The organism is Candidatus Omnitrophota bacterium, assembly GCA_040755155.1.
GTDB lineage: Bacteria > Hinthialibacterota > Hinthialibacteria > Hinthialibacterales > Hinthialibacteraceae > JBFMBP01.
The window spans coordinates 24,954-48,932 of the sequence record JBFMBP010000019.1 but is presented as its reverse complement, the minus strand read 5'-3'; the positions used below and the strand labels follow the sequence as shown (position 1 = coordinate 48,932).

Here is a 23,979-nt window from a genome sequence, read left to right as displayed (position 1 = left end):
ACGGCGGAAGGGAAATTGATGTACCATTGTTCGCTGCTCTTTCGTTGGATAAGTTGGACTTTGGCGGGGAATCCCATGAGATCGCCTCCGAAAGGGATATCTAGTCATATAACTAGATATCAGGATACAAGAAAAGGAGTGAAAAATCAAACGGAAATTTCACTCCCTGTTATTTCTATCTAGTAAAAGGCCAAACTCCAGTCCCAGCCTTGAAAGGCTGGGATGACGACTCGCCCTTGGCGCTCATCCTATGGGTGAGGGAAAGGCTCCGTGTAGGGGGCGATAGGTTTTTCGCCGCGTAATTTTCGCAAAAACGCAACCAGTTGATCGACGGATGTAGAAGGATTTTTATATCGATTGCGCCATTTCTCGATATTTTCTCTCCATAAGAGCTGGGCGTTTTCAAAAGCGAACTCCTGCCGTTTCGCCAACTGCTGGGAATAATCGTTGGATCGGTTGTAATCGGGGATGTATTGCAGGAGTTTGCCGATGACTGTTTCAGCATCTTTGACGAACGATGTTAGTTCCTGGAAATGAAGCAGATACCAGACTTCGAAGCAGGGATTGGAATAAGCGATCTGAATCCGCTGGCGGCTGCCGTCCGTATGCCCGACGGCTTCCTCCAAATCGCCCCGCTGGTCCCAGTCGAAGACGCACCAAATCCAATCGAAATCCCGCGCCAGGCGCTTGGCGCAGCGATAAATCGCTTTAGGATCGGCGGCGCCGGCGGATTGGATAGCCAAAGGAATTTCTCGCGAACGAAACGATTCGAAATAATCGATTTCCGTTTTCTTGCCGTCGCATACGATCAAGACCGATTCCTTCGGTTCGCGGCAAGGCCTTCCCCGCCGCAGCGATGCGTCATTGCGAATGCCCCGTTGTTTCATACTCATTCCAAAAGAGTTCCCACCGTGGGAACCGCCCCGTATTTTCCCATCCGATACCCTTGGCGAATATTTTCCGGCCCGCCGCGCGTTTTCTTGAAATCCCAAAGCGAATAGAGAGACGATGCGCCGCTGGCGGAATGCTTCTCCATGAACCAGACCTGATCCCGCCGGAAAAGCTCGTCGTCGAGCAAGCCATCGTTTTGAACGCTTAAGATCAACTGGGCGCCCTGCGAATTCGTCCCGCCGTGAAAGGATTGGATCAAGCGCCGGATTAAGGCGGGATGCAGACAGGCGTCCATACTGTCGGCCAACAATACGCTTCCGTTGGCGAGAGCGTACATCATCGGCCCGGCGAGCGCGAAGAGTTTGCGAAAGCCTTCCGATTCTTCCGGCCACGGAAAATAGACCGGCGTGGGATTGCCGAAGCGATCCGCTGTCCGGCGGATGACTGCTGCGCAGGCCAATCTCTCTGTTCCATTTTTGGCAGAATTCAATACCCCCTGCGATTGTTTTTCTATTGTAAAATCCATGATGTTAAAATCGGCGGCGTTCAAAAAACAAAGCAGCTTTTGTTTGAATTCCGGGCGATTATGGATCAGTTGCAGCGTATATTGGACTTCTGCGTTGGAACCGCCATCGCACGGCGCCATTAGGAAATCCTTATCGAACCAATCGTATACGCAGCGAGCCGTTTCCTGGCCGGATTGAGCGGCGGCGGTGAGGAACAGAACATTAGGCCGGGCGAGACGTTCGATTGCGCCTCTTTTCCCCTTTTTCCATTGGTTCCCGTATTCATAAACGGATTCATTCGCTCCCACGGCGCAGCGGCGATAAAATAATTTTCGGCGCTGGCCTTTGGGGTAGTCGAACAGCCATTCTTCATGCGTCTGCAAGGCATCGGCGGCGAAACCGTAAATATACCGGACGCCATTTTTCAGAAATACGATTTCGAATTCGCTGGGACGGGACGAGCAATTTTCGTCGAATAAAAAAGGAACTACGCCGGTTTCCCCTGCTTCCGGCGTTAAATGAGAATAACGCACGCGGGAAGCCGCATAATTCATCGCCCGCAACCAATTCGATTTGCCGGAAGAATTGGCGCCGATGAGGACGGCGCTTTTTAGCAGATTCAGTTTGGTTCCCTGAACGGAAGGAATAACGTTCCCGGCGAGCGAATCGTCCTTGGAGGCAGCCAGGCTGAGGACGGTCCGATTCATGAAGGAAAGATAATTGGCGGCGCTGAATTCAACCAGCATAGACGCGACGCTCCCAAATCCACGGCGAAGCGGGATGATTATTGCATTTGGCGAACGAGAATAAGGACGGTTTGGAAGGAATCCTCCCAACCCCAATACAAGATTACGCAATTCGTCTTCCAAGATTATGGCTATATTTCTTTAAAAACGGAAGGAATTGAATCGGGGGAACACTCAGAAAGGAACGCCTTCGTCTTCGTTCGTTTCGCGGGCGGCGTCGAAAAAGCGGGTGTATTCGCGGGCGAAATAGATATCCACTTCGCCGATGGGGCCGTTGCGGTGCTTGCCGACGATTAATTTGTAGGAGTAATGGATTTCCCGGCCCGCCTCCAAATCCTCTTCGTCGCCTTCGAACGCTCCTTTCAGCGGCTCCCGATGCAGAAAGACGACCAAGTCGGCGTCCTGTTCGATAGCGCCGGATTCGCGCAAATCGGAGAGGCGGGGCAGATGGTCGTCGCGCTTTTCGATGGCGCGGGAGAGCTGGGAGCAGGCGATAATGGGTATATTGAGATCGCGGGCGAGAATTTTCAGTGAACGCGAAATTTCCGATACTTCCTGCTGGCGGCTTTCGATGCGTCCGCCGCCGCTCATAAGTTGCAGATAGTCGATAATCAACAGGGATAAATCGGGCCGCTCCGATTTCAATCTTCGCGAGCGGCTGAATACTTCCGTAGGCGTAAGGTTGGGCGTGTCGTCGATATAGAGGGGGATATCGTGAATGCGGCTGGCGGTTTGCAGCAATTTCGTTGCATCCCGTTTCGTAAAATAGCCCGAACGCAGATGTTTGAGATTGACTTGCGCCTGTGAACACAAGATGCGCTCGGCGATCTGTTCGCTGCTCATTTCCAGGGAGAAGACGCCTACCGTCGAATTCGCCATAGCCGCGTTTTCCGCGATATTGAGCACAAAACTCGTCTTACCCACAGAAGGACGGGCGGCAAGAATGATGAGATCGGACGGTTGAAAGCCGGAAGTCAGCGCGTCCAAATCGCGGAAGCCGCTGCCCAGGCCGGTCAATGCGCCTTCGCTCTCATGCGCCAGTTGCACTTTTTCGATCGCCGCTTCCAGAAATTTGCCTACGGGATTGAACGACCTTCCCCGGCGCAATTGCGAGAGATTGAAAATGCGCGATTCGGCGTGGGAAACGATGGCTTCCGCTTCGTCGCCGTTATCGTAAGCGTCCTGAATGATTTCGGAGCACTCGCGAATCAACCGGCGGCGCATGGAACGCTCGCGGACGATGCGGGCGTGATATTCGACGTTGGCCGTCGTAACCACGCTGGACGCCAGTTCCGCCAGATAGAAGCCGCCGCCGGAAGAGGTCAATTCGCCGCGCCGTTCCAAAGCGTCGGCCAGCGTCATCAAATCGATGGCGACGCTTTTGGTGGACAATTCCATCAAAGCGCGGAATATGATTTGATGGTTGGGTTGATAAAAATCGGATTCGTTAAGGATTTCATGAGCGCGATGGAGCGCTTCGTCATCGCGAATCATGGCTCCCAGGACATGCTTCTCCGCATCGGGATTATGGGGCAGCGTGCGATCCGCCGATACGAGAGGTTGCGCCTTGGCCATAAAATTCCCTCAACTCAAATTATAGGCTTTCCAAGCCTGCGATGTAACAAAAGAACATTAAAAGAGAAGCCGAGAAAAAAGATGAAATAGGAGTTGTATTTTCGGATGAAAGTGGAGTTTGTCAATAGATATTTTTTAAAAAAATCCAAGAAAAAACATAAAAAAGATGAACGCAAATTACGGGATCAACACTTAACTGCTTCTTATCGCTTAGGCTATAAGAATTGAAATTATACCCTGGAAAAATACACTGGCGTCAGTAATTTTTTTTGACTTTTTGTGAAAAAATCATGTTACGCTCGATAAAAAGTTGAAGAGGTTTGTGATGATCGCCGTTTTGAATCGCGAAAATGCGAAATGAAAAGGAAAGACGCGAAAAAAGAAAAGAAAAACAGTTGACGCAAGGAATCGCGCAGTATGAAAGATTTTTCCGTGAAATCCAATAGAATCCGGGATATCCGTGATTCGAAAATTTCGTGGAATTCGCCGTTTTTTCGTAGTTCCGCGATTCTGAAACGCACCAGATAGAAAGTCTAATCGCGGCTCTGATACGATTCCTCTATCGTACAAGCGGGACGCCTGCGACCACAGGCTGCGCAACATGAGTAAATTATGTTTATTATTACGCTTTCTTTAATGAATATTTTTGATATCGAATCTCCTCAAAAAGAATATAATAGATACAATAAAAAATGATGAGAGGCGTTTAGCAATGGCTTTATCCGATAAAATTACCGATGATTTGATTAAGGCGATCGACAATCTTCCGCCAGAACGACTGGCTGAAGTTCTGGATTTTGCGTTGTTCCTGCGGGATCGCGAACAAATTCGCAAATGGGACGCCATATCGGATGAGGATGCCTTCCGTCTATGTGAAGAATTCCGCGAGGAAGATATTCAATGGGCTGATGAAATCGCAGCCGATACTCTCCGCCTTCTGCAACAGGAGGAACAAGCATGAATCGGGGCGACGTGTATTTAGCCGATTTGAATCCGTCGCGAGGTTCCGAACAATCCGGCATCCGTCCCGTGGCGATCATTCAACGAAATACGCTGGCTCGCTTTACTTCTACGATAGTGGTTGTTCCGTTTACAACTAATTTGCGCCGGGCGATGATTCCTGGAACGGTTTTGATTCCCGCCGAAGAAAATGGATTGACTCGAGATTCCGTAGCTCTCTGTTATCAAATCGCCGTTTTGGATCGATCTCGCCTTACTAAGAAATTGGGATCGTTAACTACCCGGCAACTTGCCAACTTGGATCAAGCATTAAAATACGCTTTGGATCTTTAAACGGCGGCATATAGCCGTTGACAAATCGCGTCGTTTGATCCTTCAATCTCTCTGCCAGATCATAAAACGCGATCCAAACCTGCCAATAATTATCTTATTCGAGAAACAACGTCCTTTTAAGTCGATTCCTTCGCCTTAATCAAATTCAGGGCGCTTCCGGCTTTGAACCATTCGATTTGCGCTTGGTTGTAGGAATGCGTCGCCTCTATTTCATCCTGCGATCCGTCGGCGTGATGAAGAATGATCGTTAGAGGTTTGCCGGACGCGAATTGATCGAGGCCAAGGATATCGATCGAATCGTCCTCTTGCACTTTATCGTAATCGTCCTTATTCGCAAACGTCAGCGCCAGCATTCCCTGCTTCTTCAAATTCGTCTCGTGAATGCGGGCGAAAGAGCGGGCGATGACGGCGCGCACCCGCAAGTGTCTCGGCTCCATAGCGGCGTGTTCACGGGAAGAACCCTCACCGTAATTTTCGTCGCCGAAGACGACGGAGCCGAATCCCGCCGCTTTGTAGGCGCGGGCGGCGTCGGGCGGCGAGACGTATTCGCCCGTGAGTTGATTTTTGACGCTATTGGCCTTGTCGTTGGCGAAGTTGATGGCGCCGATGAAGCAGTTGTTGGAAATATTGTCGAGATGCCCGCGAAAGCGCAGCCACGGGCCGGCCATAGATATATGATCCGTCGTGCATTTCCCTTTGGCCTTGATAAGCAATTTTAAATCCTTGAGATCGGTTCCTTCCCAAGGCGCGAAGGGTTGGAGGAGCTGCAAGCGTTGGGAATCGGGATTGACAACGACCTGAATGGCGGAGCCGTCCGCCGCCGGAGCTTGGTAGCCGGGGTCCTTCACGTCGAAGCCGCGTGGAGGCAGTTCGGCGCCTTGGGGTTCGTCAAGTTTCACCGATTGTCCTTCCTCGTTGACGAGAGAATCCGTGAGGGGATTGAAGGTCATGCTGCCGCCGAGAACCATCGCCGTTACGATTTCGGGGGAGGCGACGAAAGCGTGGGTATTGGGATTGCCGTCGGCGCGTTTGGCGAAATTGCGGTTGAAGGAAGTGATGATGGAATTCATCTCCTGCTTTTCCGCCCCGGCGCGCGCCCATTGTCCAATGCAGGGGCCGCAGGCATTGGCGAGAACGATGGCGCCCATGCGGCTGAATAATTCCAACTGGCCATCGCGCTCGATGGTGTATCGCACCTGTTCGGAACCGGGAGTAACGTAAAATTCGGATTGGGGCTTCAGTTTTTTCTCAACGGCCTGGCGGGCGAGTGAGGCAGAGCGGTCTAGGTCTTCATAGGAAGCGTTGGTGCAAGAACCGATGAGACCCGCCTCTAATTTTTCAGGATAGCCGTTCTCCTTGACGGCCTGGGCGAACTGGGATATTGGCCAAGCCTTATCGGGAGAGAAGGGGCCGTTGAGGTGCGGCTCAAGTTCGGAAAGATCGATCTCGACAATCCGCTCGTAGAACGATTCGGGATTCTCGTACACTTCTCGGTCGCTGCGCAGATAATCTTTCAAACCGTCGGCCAATGCGGCGACTTCGGCGCGGCCCGTGGCTTTCAAGTAAGCGGACATTTTTTCGTCATAGGCAAAAACGGAGGTTGTCGCGCCAATCTCGGCGCCCATATTGCAGATAGTCCCCTTGCCGGTGCAAGAGAGACTTTCGGCGCCCTCGCCGAAATATTCGACGATGCAGCCGGTGCCGCCTTTGACGGTGAGGATGCCCGCGACTTTGAGGATAACGTCCTTGGCCGCCGTCCAGCCGCTCAGCTTGCCTGTCAATTTGACTCCGATGAGTTTGGGAAATTTCAATTCCCAGGCCATACCAGCCATGACATCGACGGCGTCCGCGCCGCCGACGCCGATGGCGATCATGCCCAGACCACCCGCATTAGGCGTGTGGGAATCCGTGCCGATCATCATGCCGCCGGGAAAAGCGTAATTTTCCAAAACCACCTGGTGAATGATGCCCGCGCCGGGTTTCCAAAAGCCGATGCCGTATTTGTTGGAGACGGAAGATAGAAAATCGTACACTTCCTTGTTGATGTCCACGGCGGCGGAAAGGTCATGAGCGGCGCCGGTGCGAGCTTGGATTAGATGATCGCAATGGACGGTGGAAGGGACGGCGGTTCGCGGCTTGCCCGCCTGCATAAATTGCAAAAGCGCCATCTGGGCGGTGGCGTCCTGCATAGCTACGCGGTCGGGAGCGAAGTCGACGTAGGACTCGCCGCGCGTATAGGATTCGGCCGACTTTCCCTTATAGAGATGCGTATAGAGGATTTTTTCCGCCAAGGTCAAAGGTCGGCCTACGATTTTCCGGGCCGCTTCCACCCGCTCGGCGAAGCGAGCGTAAACCGATCGAATCATATCCAGATCGAAAATCATATTTATTCCTCCCATTCTCCCATATTAATTTTTCGCGTTGGCGATACGTCGCTTCATCCCCAGTTATTTCTACTCTAATACATATATTGAGAAGCAAAGCATGATAAAAGATTATATTATACGGCTGCGAAAAGAAATAGAGAGAACCATGAGAGGAGAGGCAGGCTCAAAGGTGAATGAAATTGTAAAAATCGGGATGGCCGGGACCTGGATATCCCGATTCAGACAATATAGTGGATAGAGAGAAAAATATCAGTCGTTTTTCACGCGGCGGACGGGGGCGGAATGAAATCTATGGGGAAGCGATTCGATCCGAATCGGCCGGGAATTTTTTGCGGCGCAATGGCATCCCTTCGAGCAGCCGTTTTTCCCCGCAAAGATAGAATAAACGGAGCGCGCCGCGAAGAAAGCGCAGACCGACGCAATGAGCAAAGCAATGACTTCCTGCCATCCCATAAGCATCCTCCTACGACAGATAGAACTTCATCGTGAGATGATAGGCCGCAAAAGCGCCAATATAGCCTAAAGCCGTCATGTAGCCAAACGCGAAAAGCGGCCATTTCCAGGAATTGGTTTCTCGGCGGATCACAGCCAATGTCGCCGCGCATTGGCAGCAGAGCGCGAAAAAGACCATGATGGATAAGGCGACGGCGAGGTTGAACAAAGGAGCGCCGTCGTCGCGTTTCGCTTCCATTATCGCCTGCCGCAAGCTAACGGACGATTCGTCGGAATCTGCGCCCACATTGAAGATCGTACCTAGAGAGGCAACAACTAATTCCCGCGCGGGTAGCGAGGAAATCGCCGCCATGCCGATGCGCCAATCCCATCCCAAAGGCTGCACCGCCGGTTCGATCCATTTACCCAATCGTCCCAAGAAACTCGAACGGACGAGCTCGCCCTGTTCTTCGCCGCCGATTCGATCCAATTCTTCTTGATAAGAATTACGCAAGGCCAGAATACGCTCGAGTGTTTCGTTGGAAGATAACTGCGGCGAAGGATTTTGAAAGCGGGGATCGTTCTCCATCGCCTTCCCAATATCGCCGCCGCTCATCGAGGATGAGTATGCGTTGGAATCCAACATTGTCAACAAGGGAAGAGAGTTTTTGCGAAATTGCTCCGCCGCTTCATCTCGGAGTCGATCGTATCGCTGGAGAATAGACGAGGAATGGGGAAAATAGGCCAAAGCCCAAACGACGACAGTTACAGAGAGAATAACCGTTCCCGCCCGCAGGACGAAGGCTTTGGATTGTTCGAATACGAATAAAAAAACTGTACGCAAACCGGGGATCTTATAGGAAGGCATTTCCATGACGAATGGCGCATCATAGCCTTTAACAAGGACTTTTTTCAAAAACCAAGCGATGGGAATCGCCAATCCAACTCCCAACAAATAGAACAGCAGAAGAACGAAGCCGCGCAGGCCGATCCAGGAACCGAAGAGGCGTTCGTCGGGAATAAAAGCGGCGATGAAGATCAGGTAAACGGGAAGCCGTGCGGAACAGCTCATCAAGGGAGCCACGAGAATCGTCACCAAACGGTCGCGGCGGTTTTCGATGGTTCTCGTCGCCATGATTCCGGGAATGGCGCAAGCGAAACTGGAAAGCATGGGAATGAAGGATTTTCCGGACAGGCCGCAATGGGAAAGCAATTTGTCCATCAAATAGGCGGCGCGGGGCAAATAACCGCAATCCTCCAAAATGGCGATAAGAAAAAAGAGAATAGCGATTTGAGGCAAAAAGACGAGTACGCCTCCCGCTCCAGCGATAATTCCGTCCGCAATCAGGCTGCGCAACGCGCCCTCCGGCAAGAAAGCGGAGACAATCTCTCCCAAAAAGCCGAAGCCACTGTCGATGGCGTCCATCAACGGTCCCGCTCCAACATAAATCGCTTGGAAAACGAACGCCATCAAAAAAACGAAGACGGCGCCGCCAAACAATTTATGCGTCAGAATTTCGTCGATCCGATCCGAGCGCGTTCGAACGAGACGATCCGGTTTTTGTATGTAGGAAGCCAGCAGATTGTTGATCCATTTGTAGCGGGCTTCGGCTTCGATAGCGGCGAGAGATGCGCCCTTGCCCACCTGTAATCGCAAACTCTCCAAGCAGACGCCAATCTCCTCGCCGTAGAGAATGGCAAGCCGTTTTTCCGCTCCTTTTCCGGCATCGACAAGAGCGCGCAGTAGTTCTGCGTCGCGAAAAGGGCATACGCCTTCCGGCGAACGGGCGGCTATCCATTCTTTTAAACGGTAAATGCCTAAGCGGAGCGTTTCGGGTAGAATGGGCGTCTCGCGCGGTTTTGAGCCGCCTTGTTCGAGAGTTTCCTCCATGCGCGATAAAAGTTCGCCGATTCCTTTTCTTCGATTGGCGCAAACCGGGACGAACGGAACGCCGAGCCGCTGCGAAAGGCCTTCGCAGTCGATTTTGACGCCTTTCGCTTCGGCGATATCCATCATATTCAAGGCGACGACGACGGGCGTTCCCAATTCCAGCGCTTGGGAGACCAGATACAAATTCCGCGTCAGATTCCCCGCATCCGCGATGGCGACGATCAAATCGATAGGCGGTTCTCCATCTAAACATCCAAAAAGTACGTCCGTCACAACGCTTTCATCCAGCGAACGGGCGGCCAGGCTGTAAGTCCCCGGCAGATCGATCGTCTCGAGACGATACGCGCCCAACTTCAGGCGGCCCGATTTTCTCTCCACGGTAACGCCGGGATAGTTGGCCACTTTTTGGTTTAGGCCGGTAATCGCATTGAAAAGAGTTGTTTTTCCCGTATTGGGATTGCCGACCAGGGCAATGCGTTTAATCGCGGCATCCGCCGTTGGAAGTGTGGAACTAACTTGACCGCTCATCATGCTCCTTGATCTAATTGGCTCCTATTTGGCGAAGAGCTAGGAGAAAATCCACCGAGTTTTTTTCGAAATGAAAGAGCCAAAACAGGGAAAATAGGCATAATCCTAAACCGCCGCATCTATCCAGAGGGAAACCATGCGGAAAAAAAAGAAATCTGTATACGTTCTTTATAGTTGTAAATTACTCGAATTGCCCCATGATGGCTCGCTGGCGCCCGTCATCGATAGCGCCGGCTCCGCTGGCGCCGGCGAAAGTTCGGAGGGGAAAATGGCGGAGTATCCCGCGTCGTCCGAATCCCCATCGTAAAGATATAGGGAAAAACCCCGTAGGTCCCTGGCGCGAACGCAGAAACGGGAATCGCCGATTTGCAGGATGACGGGATCGCCGGATCGCACGACGCGGATCCAAACGCCCGGCAAAATGCCCAATTCCTGAAGACGGGCGGCGAGAAAAGAATCGGCTCCTACGCGCGAAACGACGCCCGACGCGCCCGATCGGCAATCAACCAAAAAATGCTCCTTCACTTCTTTACATCCTTTCTTGAAGCGCTCGCAGATACGTTGTAAATCGACTGGCTAAGGGGACATTCTTCGATCGCATCCGGCGGCATCAGGCATTCGCCGAGGGGTTCGCATAGGGGGCACGATCCATCCTTAGAACATAATGCGCCGTGAACGTTGACTTGAGCGATGAGTTCTTTTACCCATTTCCGATTGGAAAAGATTACTTGAAGAAAACGAACTAAGGCTTCCGACGACTCTTCGCTGAGAAGATGTTCCATCTTGCAGGCGTCGGCGCGGGCGGCGTCCGAGGATACGCCGAGAATATTTTCGAAGAAGCAGGCGAGCAAAACGAAATTATGTTCCACGGATCGGGCGAGGCGCCGCCCTTCTTCCGTAAGCAGCAGAAAACGATTAGGGTCTTCCGAGACCAGCCCGCGCTCCTTCAATTGGGAAAGCGCGATGGAGGCCGCCCCGCGCGAGATGCCCAGGCGTCCGGCGACGTCCGTCACGCGGGCGTATCCCAGATCGGAGTGCAACTGATCGATCGCCATCAGGTAGTGGGCGACGGAATGCGTCACTTTATTTTCTTCGAAAGAGCGCCAATAGGTGGCGTCGTTGATAATCGATTGCGTCATGGCCGTCCGCGATTCTACGCTTATTTTACGAACCGGATGAACTTCCTTTATTACTCTTGTTATATAAGCATAACATTTGCATAAAAGAAAAACAAGGGGACGGAATCATTTTTTATTCAAAAATCCGTAAATTTTTTTCTATTCGAATAACGTTTGATCGAGATGGTTCGGAGAACCGTTTTGAGGCGCTTTTTTGAAGGGATGGCTGGGAGGAGAGGAATCGAACTCAAGAGAGTGAAGAATTACGCCTCATGAATCCCCTCGACATTGATCCGAGTAGGGTTTTCTTCCACTAGCGCTAAAGACTCTCTATATTGGTTTTCGCGGTTGATCCAGAAAGAAGCAGAGAATCCTAACGCTTTTTCCAATTGATTAGCCATCTCGGCGGTAATGGATTTCTCGCCTTGAATAATGCCATTAATAGAAATTTGGGAACAGCCAGTTTTTTCCGCCAAATCGGAATGCGTTCTGCCGAGCGAGTCGAGTACTTCTTTTAACGTTTCCCCTGGAGGCGAGACAAAATCTGGACGATATTGATTCAATGATAGGTCAATCATAGTAATCTTCGATTATCTAAAAAAACAATCTGGAATTATTTCTGAAAAGCTATTCATTTCTTCGGCGGGCTGAGCTTGCGCAGTAATTCTTGAGTCGATTTATACGGTCCTTCATAAAGATGGGAATAGTAATTGCCAGGGGATGCGAAATCTCTAAGCACTCTTTTGTTTTCCTTTTTCGTAAAATAGAAAAGACATTTGGAGGTTTCACAATAAAAGGTTTGTTGGGGGCCGACTGTATAGAGAATGGTCGCGGGTTTCTGGCGGTTATGCCCTTCTACGGTCATTATGTCATTCTTGGATTCGAAAACGATGCTTTTGGGGCCGAAGATGCAATCTTTTCCCTCTTCGATTTTGGCGTCGCCTTCGATGGAGAAATCTTCGGTATCGGGGTGGTAAGTGATGGTTTTGCCTGTGAATATCTGTTCCTCCGAGCCTCGTCTAACGATGGCTTGAGCGACGGATACGCCTTCTTGGGGAGTGAGGATAAGAGTACGGTTTGCCGACATGAGATTGAGGATTTTTAGGGCCGTTCCCGTTCCGGAGTAAATAATACTGCCGCCAGAAGTAGTGAAAGATTGTTGTTCCTGGCTCCAAGCGGGCGCTTGCGCCAATAGGAAAATCGCAGAGAGTAAGGCTAAGTTTCTGAAATTGCTTTTCGTCGCCATTGTATTTTCCTCTGATAGATGATAGCCCCGCCGCGAATTCCATGCGAGATGGCGCTAGGGTTTGGCGGTTTCCATCGGCGTGAGTTCGTCCGTTAAGGGATTGTAGTAATATCCCCCATCCGACTGCCCTGTACTGCCGTTCGCCATGCGGATAACGAAAGATTCCGGCAGTTGGAAAAGCCTGCGATTATTGTCGAAGAGCAAACGTTTGGAGTCAACCGCGCTGTTTTTGCCTTCGATATGGGCGCCGTCTTTCAATTCCAAGACGCTCAAATTCGACGGCAGCGCTGTTTGGGAGACGTTGATTTCGAATGATCCCCTCGTTCCCGTCGCTGTGAAAATTTTATCGCCGGAGCTCCACGCAAGGCGGGGCGATTCCAATTTCACCAAGCGCGTCTTGCTGGAGAAATCGGTTATGGGCGCGTCGATAACCAGCAATGAACTTTGAGCCTTTCGTTGTTCGAATCGCATGTCCGTAAAGCGGATGCTGGAAAAACTTTCGTAGGCGTGGCTTTCGGGAGCGCCGACGGACGCCGTTTCGATCCAAACGGAAACGGCGATCGCCCACATCCAAAAAAGAGTTGGAAACCAGCGAAGTTTCATAGTAATTCATTTCGATCAAATTATTAACTCATGTTACGCATTTCTATTCCCTCGCCCTTTGGGAGAGGGTTAGGGTGAGGGGGATAAGTTCATTCAAATCAACCCTCACCTAACCTCTCCCAATCTTGGGAGAGGAATTATATAGCAGACAAATTCCTTGAAAAATAACCTTCTCGCGTAACATGAGTTATTAATCAAGGACAAAAAAAACCTTGCCCTTGCCACACGCCCTTTCCGCCCCATGCGATTTTTCATCCCAGCCTTGAAAGGTTGGGCTATTTTCAAATGCCCCTTTAAAGGGGCAAACGATAATAGCCCACCGTTTTAACGGCGGGCGTTTTGGCGGGCGTACTTACGATTCTGGATGCGGCAAGGGGGATTTCGCTTCCTGGTAATCCAAGGCCGCTTTGATGAAAGCCTTGAAGAGAGGATGCGGATCCCGGGGCCGGGATTTCAATTCCGGATGGAATTGGCAGCCGACGAACCAGGGATGTTCCTTCAACTCGATGATTTCGACGAGATGGCCGTCCGGCGAAACGCCGCCGATGATGAATCCTTCCTTTTCATAGCGTTCGCGGTAGTCGTTATTGAATTCCCAGCGATGGCGGTGACGTTCCGTCGCTTCGTCTTTTCCGTAAGCCGCTCTGGCTTTCGTTCCTTTAAGCAGGATGCAGGGATATGCGCCAAGGCGCATAGTGCCGCCTTTATCGACGATTTTTCTTTGTTCGTCCATCAGGCTGATGACGGGGTCGGGCGTATCGGGTTCGAATTCCGTACTGGACGCTTCCGGCAGCCCCAAGACGTCGCGGGCGAATTCCACAACGCTGCATTGCATGCCCAGACAGATGCCGAAAAAGGGGATTTTCTTCTCGCGGGCGTATTGAATCGTTATCACCTTGCCCAGCGTGCCTCGCTTGCCGAAGCCCCAAGGAACGAGGATGCCATCCACATCACGGAGGAGTTCGCCAGGATCTTTTTTCTCGATTTCCTCGGCATGAATGCGGCGAATATCGACTCCGGCCTTATTTGCAATGCCCCCGTGGATAAGAGCGTCGTAGATCGACCGGTAAGCGTCCTGAAGTTTGATGTATTTTCCTACTACCGCTATGGTTACGGGGCCATTGCGGGGACTGGTGATGGTAGTAACGATTTTTTTCCAGTCCCTCATATCGGGTTCGCCGCCGTTGAGGCCGAAATGGGAGACGACCAGATCGTCCAGCCCTTCTTCCCGATAGACGAGGGGAATTTCGTAGATCGTCGATTTGATGTCGCGGGCGCTGACGACGGCGTTGGCGGGGATGTTGCAGAAGAGAGCGATCTTTTCTTTCATCTCCCGAGTCAGCGCGATCGACGTGCGGCAAAGCAGGATTCCCGGCTGAATGCCGATTTCGCGCAATTTATTGACGCTGTGTTGAGTGGGTTTGGTTTTATATTCGCCGGCGGCGGAGATGAGGGGAATCAGGGTGAGGTGAATATAGAGCACCCGCTGCGGGCCGAGTTCCCAGCCGATTTGCCGGATAGCTTCGAGAAAGGGATAGCCTTCGATGTCGCCGACAGTGCCTCCGATCTCGCAGATTTGAAAATCGGCTTTGGTCTCTTCCGCTACTTCGTTGATGCGGAACTTGATTTCGTCGGTGATGTGGGGAACCAGCTGAACGGTCTTCCCCAGGTAGCCGCCGCGACGTTCTTTCTTGATGACGGCGTCGTAGATTTGGCCTGTGGAGACGCTGTTTTTGCGGGTGATGACCGAGGAGGTGAAACGCTCGTAATAACCGAGGTCCAGGTCGGTTTCCGCCCCGTCTTCCGTGACGTAGACCTCTCCGTGCTGATAGGGACTCATCGTGCCCGGATCTACGTTAATATAAGGATCTAGTTTTTGCAGCGCTACGCTGTATCCCCGCGCTTCCAACAGGCAACCGATGGATGCGCAAGCGATTCCCTTGCCCAAGGACGAACAAACGCCGCCGGTGATGAAAATGAATTTTGTTTTTTCTTCCAAGGTTCCCTCACCCTATTCCAATCCGCCAAACAAGATGATTGCGTACGCCGTTATCTTTCCAACAACGAAAGTAGGATTTGGCGGTTTCACTCGCGTAAAATGATAACGGAATCCATTGAATTTTGTATATGACTAACTTAAGCGGGGTTCTTAATTAAGTCAAGCCGATTTTGGAAAACGGGAGATAAAAATGAAAGTCTTCTTCCCGTTATTTCTCATCTTGGCAAGGATGGTCTTTTTCTTCTAACCAATATATAATAGTTAATCTGTTTTTGTCGAGGCGTCACGATATTGCGAAGCCATTTATTGAGAATCGTTTTCCAGTATAGTGTTATAGATTATTTCATTATCACGGGATAAATTAATATTTTTTTAGTAATAAAAAGAAAAGCGTGAAAAAAGGAGTTTAGATTGCGTTGGTCATAAGAGGCGCCCGCTTAAGGGAGGTTTGCTTCATTCGAATGATAAGTTCTTTTAAATATGCGTTTGGGGCGAACCCGCCCTCGCTCATATAAAACTTGACACTTATGATTACCGCATTATATATTCACGTTTAGCCTTAGCTCCTTTCCCGCATCGTTGAAAAACGGGAAATGAGAAACGCTCTTCCTAGAGAGCGTTTTTTGCGTTGAATGGCTATTTCACCTTATGGCCGTTGAGTTGTGGTGGAGGTTCGGGCGCGTTCATCATCGAACGAAACGCCTGAAATTCAAGTAGTTAAGGTGAGACGGGAAAGCGATTTTTCGTCGAAGAAGTTCAGAATATATCCCATTAAACCCAAAGGAAAAGGTTTAAGAATCGCGATGAGGAGTATCATGGAAAAAATATTACGCAATTCTATTGGATTCATCCTAGCCGGATTGTTTTGCGCGGCGTTTTTTGCGATCGATGCGCCCCAATCCGCCTATGCTCAAGATGAGGAGATTATACCTACGGGCGTTCCTCCTCTCTCCAAACCCGTCAGCCTGTTAGATGTTCCCCTGGCGGTTTATCCTTTTATCCAAAAGGGGGTGGGCATTCCGAAATTCAAAGATCAGAACTTGATCGAAATCAAGGTTCAATTCGAAGACCTGACGGAATCCCGCAATTCGCTGGATATTACGGAAGACTTTCTTCCGCTCACGACTTCCGCATTAACGAGCGGACTGGCTTTGTTCCAGGAAAGCGGAGCCAATACGGGTTCGTTCAGTTACGTCAACGGCGATCCCAACAGCGATAATCCCATCGATCTTTCGGAAAAGCCGACGGTAGAAGTGGATCCTGTGGTTCCCGGCAAATTCATGGTAACATTCAAGCCCCGTTCAGGAAGCGCTTATACTAAACTTCCTCAATACAACGACGCTTATCCCGATTTTTACGTCGTATGCCGCACCAGCCTTAACATCCGGCAGGGCGACCGTTTTGAAGCGAGTATTCCCGCCAATGGCATTAAAATTAAGGATAATTTGAACAAACTTCCAAAAGACACCGTCTACGACGACCGTTTTCCCGGCGACGCATTCGCCAATCTGGCGCCGGAATTTACGGAGCGCGCCGTCTTCGAGGGCGATATCGTTCAGATTGTAAACGTCGTTACCGAAGAAGATAACTCGTTCCGCATTGACGCCGGTTCCGATGCGAGAACCATTTTGGGGATCGATTTTGCAGGACGTCCCGATGAGGAATATTATCTGGACGAAGTGCGCGTCAACTGGATCGGATTGAATTTGGCGGCTGTGGGCAAACTGTTGACGGTTTTGGCCGACGCCGGGTATTCGGGAACTACATTTGCCGGCATGATGGCCTCCGGCGGCGGAATTACGGAACAAGCTCCGTATTACAATCCTTCCTTCTTTTATAGCCCCAATTTTTACAATTTCCCTGAAGATCCCGAAACGGGAGAACTTTTGACCGAAAAGAAAACGTTGCCCACGGGCGACGAGATCGAATATCCGATGACGATGCCGTTGGATATTTATGGTTTTCCCATTCCTATTTTCCAGATAGGCTACGACAATCCCGACAATTATGTTCTTAGCTATGTAGCCAACGGTCCTCGCAAACCTTACGACATCGCCACCTATCCCAAAACCGTTTCGCAGAATATTTTCCAATCCTTCCAGCCGGATTCGACAGGCGGTATTTTTCTTTACCGTGAGAACGGAGGGACGAAAGGAAAATACGACGCAGGCGTCGATAATCTGATCAAACTCGATTCCTCCAATTTCCGCATCGAAACGTTCGATATCGATCCGGAAGAGATGATGAATATCAATTCGCCGATGCGCAAGGTTTTGCAGAGGCTGCTCCCTGGCCAATACGGCGGCGAAATTGGAAAGGAATTGGGACCGTTTCTCTTCGGCGACGACAATCTCGCCGCTTATTTGATGGGCGTGATACAATTGCCGGATCCGGCGGCGGAACCTCGTCCGCCTTTGGGATCGCTGGAATGCTATATGGATGAAGATTGCTTGTTCTTCGATTTGATGATTAACGTATTGAGGCCGTATTTGGGCTTGACCGAAGGACAAATACGCTATCTCTTCGATTATACGGAAGGCAATGGACGCATCAATGCGGAGGAATTGTTCGGTTATCCTATCGTCCAAGGCTTCAGTTTTGTCATGCCCGTGGCGAAAAACAATGCGCTCAGCAATTTGAAAGCGCCGGATAACCGCACAGGAGACAATGCGGGAGGGGAGATTTATATCGGCATCAAAACAAGCGACAATCTGCGCAGTCTCGACTCTTTCATACCCTTCATTCAACCCAATGATGTCAAAATCGGAACCGGCGTTACGAACTTCACCAAAGGGGCGACGGAAGGCGTAAAGAAGCTAAATTCCGTATCCAGCATCGGCTTCGGCCGCAAAGGGACGGGAACGACGTACGCGATGATAGGGCGTCCAAAACCCCGCTTCCAGTTCCAAGACCTCACGCAGCCGGGCGAAGGACCGTTCGCGTCCAACACCAATATTCTTTACGACAGTTCTATGAGTTCTCCGCCGAAAGCCGTCATCGGCATCGACGTTATGGATTTTGGACAAAATGCTTCGTTGACCGACAACCATGAATCGATCGCTGCTTTGACGCTGATCGACACGTTCCTGACGGAAAACACGGTATTGGGGGAAGTGGATGTGGAGTTTTTGCCCGGTCCCCGCAATTTAGTGTTCAATCCCCTCATTCTTGGCGTAGTGCCTACGCAATTGGGCGTCGACGTCCGTTTCAGCCGGCTGGTAAGCACTCATAATCTTGCTCTCTATTTCGACGACGACACCGCCACAGGCAACGGCAGAGACGACGATTTAGATGGTTTGACGGACGAAGAATTGTACAACATGCAGGACGACGACGGCGATGGATTGATCGACGAAGACCTTGGCGATTATACGCCGAAAGGGATCAACGGCGTATTCGACAGCAATGACCGGCCGTTTCCTTTGTATTTCGACAACTTCGGCTCCACGCGCGGATTCGTCGAGGGAACCTATATCTTCCCGCCCAATAGTTTGGAGAAATATACCGATTATGTGAACGCCATCCAGGCGGGTTTGACGAATCCTTATACGGTGAATACCGGTGAATTGATGCCGCTGAGCATCAGCGAAGGCAGCTGGTTCGGCGAACTGGATATGCGCGCTGTGGGATACAGCCTCTGGGAAACGTCCCGTTCGTACCTTTATCCTCCCTCGTCCCTCCGTCCGTTCGGTACGGCGGCGGGGCCGCCTTGGGATTTTCCCGATTACAATCAGGGAACCATTATAGGGAGCGGCTATCTTATCTCGCTAGAACCATATACGGGATTGATGGATCTGTTGACGAGCATGTTGGACGGCACTTTCCCGTATTATCCTGAAGATTTGTTCATTGAAGACCCCGAATCCGGCGAACAAACATGGATGATCCAACTGACATCGACGTCGGAATCCAATCTGCGCATCATTGGGGATCCCGACGGCGACGTGCGGCGTACGTTTGCGCTTTCGTTCGCCAATGCGTTCCGCCTCATCAATCCGACGAAAGGCTTCGTGCGCGTGGGGCGGACGCCGATGGTTATCAACGTTCCTGCGACGGGCGCGCAGGATCCACAAGGCGACAGCCTTGTGAACGCGCCGTTCCATCAATTCGGCTTGGAAATAAGCATATCGGATTACAACGCCATTGGCGACTATTTGAGCGGAATAAGAGATACTTTGAGTCAAGCCTATGAATCGGCTTACCAAGCCATCGCCGATTACAACCAGGCCGTAGCCGATGCGGAAGCGGCGGCGGTGCCTGACCCGGAAACCGGCGAGACTCCCGAACCGGAATATCCCGATCCTCCGGATGTGATCGAAGTAACCGTCGACGATCCGTATTACGCTTTGGGAGTCAACGACTGGGTAGGACAGAACGACGGTCTCTATTCAACGAATTATATGTATCAAATTCAATTGCCGGACGAGAATACGGGACCCTTGGCGGGCAACGACTTCTATATCGTTTTGCGCGCTTCGGATCAAGCGCGTGTGGGCGAAAGCTTCCGAGTGCGGATCAGTTCCGGCAACCGGAGCCGAGTTTACGTAACCACCGATCAGACGACGGGAACGACGACAAACGTAATTGCGCCTAAGGGCGGAATCAGCTACCATTCCTTCATGGAAACGGATTACGGCGCAGGAATCGGCATTGATCCGTTCATGGACGTAAGCAAGAATCAGATAACGACGTCGGAAATTATCGTCAGCAGCCAGAACGTTCCTCCCACTATTAAATTCACCGCTCCGGGCGCAGGCGTGAACGTCGCATCGGAGAAATTCGAATACGAACTCTCTTTCCTGGCGGACGATTCCGACGATGTAGCGTCGATCCTGTTGTACGTGGACGACAACAGTCTCGATTTCAACGGAACGTTTATTCCCGGCGCTTCGCTGCGCGAGGGATTCGATAGGACCTTCACCTTAAAATTGAGAGAACATATCGCCGATTTCGATCCTACGAAAAAATACTACGTCTACGCAAAGATTGACGACGGCGTCAATCCACCCATTTATACCTACGCCGACGGTTACATCATCGCTTCCAGCGGCGGCGGCGATGGCAGCGGCGGCGACAGTGGAACAGGCGGCGGCAGCGTAGTCGTACGCGGCGATCTAACGGATACGATCGATTACGTTAAATTGACCAGCGACGGCCGGCTTTTCAGCCTGGGCGACGCTCCCGCCATGAAGGAGATTGCGTTAACGACCTCCGTTATCGATATGGAAGTCAACTCCACCTTCTCCGGATATATTCTTTTGCTTACAAATGGTGAGGTTTTGGGCGTCGGCGACGTCAAGGCGTTTCTGACAAGGTTGCAGCCCAATTACGAGATCACATTCAAGCCAGATGAGATCGCTTTCTATAAAAACAGCGTCAACGGCGGGAATCTGATTGTCGCTCCCGAAGAGGGCGATATAGCCATCGATCATCCGAGAGACGTGGAAGTCGATTATTTGAACGGCGGCATCTATATTCTCGACGGCGATGGCGACATGTTGTTCTTAGGGAACGCGAACCGGAATTTTTATCCTCCGGGCATGGATTTGGATATCTACCGGGATATGGAACTCTCCCCGGATGGGAAGAGCATCTATTTCCTGACGGGGAATGGCATTCTCTCCTCGGCGGGCGCCACGACGGAAAGTTGGATGAATCTGATTCCCGAAGATAAATTCCGGGATATCGAATTGATTGCGAAGGGCGGCGTGGTGACCAACGTCATGATTGTCAATGACGATGGTGTTCTAACAATTACGGGAAGCGGAGACGCGAGAGACGCATTGCTTTCCTTGAAACCCGCTGCGCCGATTGCGGCGGGTACGATTCGCCAGGTGAAATTGCTTCCCGGCGTCAGCGGCGCTTATATGCTGGTGGCGGGCAGCGGCGAGGTTCAAGTTTTATCCAAGTCGGCGCTGAATCTGCCTTCAGACCGGTATATTTTCTCCGATCTTCCAGGACTGGAGGACGACAAAGTCGCCGATGTGGAAACCGCCAACATCAATCTGCAAACGGTCGTACAGTCGGTGCGCAATATTTTCGGCTCTTACGCGGATGAGGACGTAAATAAGATCATGGGTTACGTCTCGCCCGATTATAAAGGCGCCTGCGGCGACGATGCGGAAGGCTTGCGGCTTTCCTTGATGACGTTCTTCTCGTTCTACGAAGTGAATTCTTTCATTGAATCGACGTTGGCGGCGAATTCTTTCGTTATAACCAACCAAGGCGAGTACGTCAATGCCACGGTCATTGTGGATTTCGACGCCTATTATCCTCAAATTCAATATCAATCGCCTGAAGTCGATCAGGCGGCGACGTCGAAAACGTACGAAGCCGTTCGGATGGCGGTCGTCCCCTTCACTCAGGATGTACGCATTCGCGATGTCGGCGATGGAAGATTTTGGTCGATTACGCTATGGCAGATTACGAATTTTGGCCGGCGCACCGATTTGATGGCGCAAGATACTTATGAGTTTGACGATATGTTATTGCTCAAGACGCTGTCCGGCAACAAGCGGTTAGGCACTTATTCGCCGCGCAATAAATCCATCGATTCGCCAGCTTATTACCATTTAACAAAGAATGCGGCGGATTCGTTTGGCGTCTCTTATCTCGTCGGAGAATTTCAAGAGTTGACTTTAAATCGGGATTATCAGCCGCCGGCTTTAGAAGCCTTGTCGTATAACGGCTCCTTCTTATCCTCGGGGCAGTTCACTACGCTCGAATTTAAATTCAAGCAGAACGCTGACGGCCAGTATAAATTAGTCAGTATGAATATGCGGCAGATTATGATGGAGAACACCGATTTGACGTTCGGAACGGATACGGATGCGACCGATTCGCCCTTGTCCAGCATCGACGGCATGGAGAGGGATGTTCCTTTCGGATTCGATCTTGCAAAACGCGGAGTAGTCGTAACGGTTTACGCAGGCGATGCGGACATCACCATCAACGGCCAGAATTTCGAGGCGCCCAATTACAACGGCGGGATCATGATGCTGCCGGAAAATACGGATATCTACACTTTGAATCCCATGACTGAGATCAAGAAGTATAACCGGACTATTATGAGGCTTGCGCCTTACGATCCAGCTGTTCTACAAGGCGGCACTACCGATAACGCGGGGCATGTCGCCACGTTGACGCCGGGACGGGCTTATCTCGTCATTGCGAAGGACGGCAAGCATTTCGGATTCGTACAAATTCCTGCGGACGAAGCCGTGGACGACCAGGTCATTTCCTTCGATTACCGATATGAAAGTTCGTTTATTCTGCCCGGCGGCTTCTAAGCGCGCGGAAGAATGAAGATAAAAGCGGCGGCGTTCCGGAGACGGGGCGCCGTTACTTTTTTGAGACGTAAACGTCTTATTTGCATAAGCGTAGGAGCAACTCATGTCGCGCACAATGAAGAATTAATGGAATCTTTTATTATCGACGTTTGAATCGCGAAAACACGAAATGAAAAAGAAATACGCGAAAAAAAGAAATTTTTACCTAAACCCGCCGTTGAAACGGCGGGCTATTGTCGTTTGCCCCTTTAAAGGGGCATTTGGCAATAGCCCAGCCTTTCAAGGCTGGGGGAAGAAAATTCGCTAGCCGCGTACCATGAGAGAGTAAGAATCGGCATGGCGGAACCCATGTTGGCGGAGGGGAAAGGCGAAGCCTTCCCGCGGGCGGTTTTCCGCCGGATATGGCTATGCCGCCGCCGCTTGCCGTGATAGAATTTTAACCTGCAAGACGCTCGAAAAAGACGAAATCAACCTCGGATGGATTTCCATTCGCGGGAGGCCATTATGCGAATGATCGTGATCGCGCTGACGTGCGTTCTTATCGTAGGGATCGTGTTGTTTGTCGTCCTGACGGCGCCGGCGCCGACCAAACCGGCGATTCGCGTTGCTCGAATCGATGTCTCGAACCAGCCGCAGCCCATCGCGCCCAGCGATCCCGCCGCCGAGCATATTTTGGAATTTTTTCCGGATCCGACGGAAATGATGGCTTCTCCCGCTCTGCCAACGATCGAGGAATTGACGGCGGATACTCCTCCAGCGGCGGGAACGCCGGGTCCGAGGGCTTCCAGCGAGGAGATCGACCGCAACCGTCTTCTGGCGTTGATCGAAGATTGGGTCTACGTCGATTTTTCTCAAGTCGGGCCAACGAAAATCGGAAGAATCCATCAGACGCGCAAGAAGGAATACGTAGAGATTTACGAAGGAAAAACATTGGATAACGGCATTCAGGTTGTTCTTCTTACAGACGATGCGGCTACTCTGAAACTCGGCGAGGCGGCTTTTCGCCTGCGTTTGGCGTTAAAACCCGCCTTTTTCGACGAAATCAAGGATAACTGGCGTCCCATCACCCGCGAAGAACAGCAGCAGGCTTACGAATATTACGAGCGAATATACGGCGACAAATTCCGCGAATACTCCAAAGGCTACAAGCCTCCCGCCGGAATGCCATTGCCCCGTCCCGTCAGCGCCGACGAAAGAGAAAAAGGGCGGCAGCAGTACATGGAAATGTATGGAAATCAATTTATGAAAGAAGCCAAGCAATTTCCCGTGGCGTTCCCCGGGACGCAAGAACAGCGGGAAAATTACGAAAAGTATTGGCAAAAATTTCATCCGGGATTGCCCATGCCGGATTTCGATCAGATGAAGGGAATGGACGAGCAACTTGGCCCGGGGAATCGCATACAACCTTCCGCAGGGAACGCGGCCTCATCCAATCTCCCCAAATAATGCCAATTCTCCCTTGGTTAATCATTCTC

General features: G+C 51.2%; 16 protein-coding genes. 4 read left to right on the top strand and 12 right to left on the bottom strand.

Annotated features, from left to right (window positions below; genetic code table 11):
- Positions 1–248 precede the first annotated feature (248 nt).
- The 3 genes from AB1656_02230 to dnaB all read right to left on the bottom strand — a co-directional run bounded on the left by AB1656_02230 (position 249) and on the right by dnaB (position 3,718).
- A complete protein-coding gene (locus AB1656_02230) occupies positions 249–893 on the bottom strand; it encodes an RloB family protein (protein MEW6234182.1) in 645 nt (214 codons plus the stop codon).
- Complete coding sequence (locus AB1656_02225) at positions 890–2,143, bottom strand: ATP-binding protein (GenBank protein MEW6234181.1); 1,254 nt, start codon at positions 2,141–2,143, stop codon at positions 890–892. The genes AB1656_02230 and AB1656_02225 overlap by 4 nt, the downstream gene beginning before the upstream one ends.
- A gap of 174 nt (positions 2,144–2,317) precedes the next feature.
- Positions 2,318–3,718 (bottom strand): replicative DNA helicase, encoded by a 1,401-nt coding sequence (dnaB, locus tag AB1656_02220; protein ID MEW6234180.1) that lies wholly within the window; start codon positions 3,716–3,718, stop codon positions 2,318–2,320.
- 712 nt (positions 3,719–4,430) lie between these two features.
- Between dnaB and AB1656_02215 the strand changes: the two genes are divergently transcribed.
- Both AB1656_02215 and AB1656_02210 read left to right on the top strand, forming a co-directional pair.
- Positions 4,431–4,679, top strand: a complete 249-nt coding sequence (locus tag AB1656_02215; protein MEW6234179.1) for a hypothetical protein — start codon at positions 4,431–4,433, stop codon at positions 4,677–4,679.
- Entirely contained in the window at positions 4,676–5,011 is a 336-nt protein-coding gene (locus tag AB1656_02210; GenBank protein MEW6234178.1) for a type II toxin-antitoxin system PemK/MazF family toxin, read from the top strand. Before AB1656_02215 ends, AB1656_02210 begins: the two co-directional genes overlap by 4 nt.
- 116 nt (positions 5,012–5,127) lie before the next feature.
- Here AB1656_02210 and AB1656_02205 read toward each other — a convergent pair whose 3' ends face one another.
- From AB1656_02205 to AB1656_02165, 9 genes are all read right to left on the bottom strand, one after another.
- A complete protein-coding gene (locus AB1656_02205; GenBank protein MEW6234177.1) occupies positions 5,128–7,395 on the bottom strand; it encodes an aconitate hydratase in 2,268 nt (755 codons plus the stop codon).
- A gap of 252 nt (positions 7,396–7,647) precedes the next feature.
- Positions 7,648–7,851: a hypothetical protein gene (locus AB1656_02200; protein ID MEW6234176.1), complete on the bottom strand. Its 204-nt coding sequence runs from the start codon at positions 7,849–7,851 to the stop codon at positions 7,648–7,650.
- A gap of 10 nt (positions 7,852–7,861) precedes the next feature.
- On the bottom strand, positions 7,862–10,252 hold the full coding sequence (feoB, locus tag AB1656_02195; protein ID MEW6234175.1) for a ferrous iron transport protein B: 2,391 nt from the start codon (positions 10,250–10,252) through the stop codon (positions 7,862–7,864).
- Positions 10,253–10,417: 165 nt separating this feature from the next.
- Entirely contained in the window at positions 10,418–10,774 is a 357-nt protein-coding gene (locus tag AB1656_02190; GenBank protein MEW6234174.1) for a FeoA family protein, read from the bottom strand.
- Positions 10,771–11,388 (bottom strand): metal-dependent transcriptional regulator, encoded by a 618-nt coding sequence (locus tag AB1656_02185; protein MEW6234173.1) that lies wholly within the window; start codon positions 11,386–11,388, stop codon positions 10,771–10,773. Before AB1656_02185 ends, AB1656_02190 begins: the two co-directional genes overlap by 4 nt.
- Before the next feature lie 242 nt (positions 11,389–11,630).
- Entirely contained in the window at positions 11,631–11,945 is a 315-nt protein-coding gene (locus AB1656_02180) for a HigA family addiction module antitoxin (GenBank protein ID MEW6234172.1), read from the bottom strand.
- A gap of 53 nt (positions 11,946–11,998) precedes the next feature.
- Positions 11,999–12,613 carry a hypothetical protein gene (locus AB1656_02175; protein MEW6234171.1) on the bottom strand — a complete coding sequence of 205 codons (615 nt, stop codon included), beginning with the start codon at positions 12,611–12,613 and terminating at the stop codon, positions 11,999–12,001.
- 54 nt (positions 12,614–12,667) lie between these two features.
- Positions 12,668–13,216, bottom strand: a complete 549-nt coding sequence (locus AB1656_02170) for a hypothetical protein (protein MEW6234170.1) — start codon at positions 13,214–13,216, stop codon at positions 12,668–12,670.
- 352 nt (positions 13,217–13,568) lie between these two features.
- A complete protein-coding gene (locus AB1656_02165; protein MEW6234169.1) occupies positions 13,569–15,215 on the bottom strand; it encodes a CTP synthase in 1,647 nt (548 codons plus the stop codon).
- 815 nt (positions 15,216–16,030) lie between these two features.
- On the opposite strand from AB1656_02165, the gene AB1656_02160 reads away from it, so the two are divergent.
- The gene (locus tag AB1656_02160; GenBank protein MEW6234168.1) at positions 16,031–22,504 is read left to right on the top strand and encodes a hypothetical protein; all 6,474 of its coding nucleotides are present in this window, start codon (positions 16,031–16,033) and stop codon (positions 22,502–22,504) included.
- Between the two features lie 504 nt (positions 22,505–23,008).
- Positions 23,009–23,950 carry a hypothetical protein gene (locus tag AB1656_02155; protein ID MEW6234167.1) on the top strand — a complete coding sequence of 314 codons (942 nt, stop codon included), beginning with the start codon at positions 23,009–23,011 and terminating at the stop codon, positions 23,948–23,950.
- Positions 23,951–23,979 lie beyond the last annotated feature (29 nt).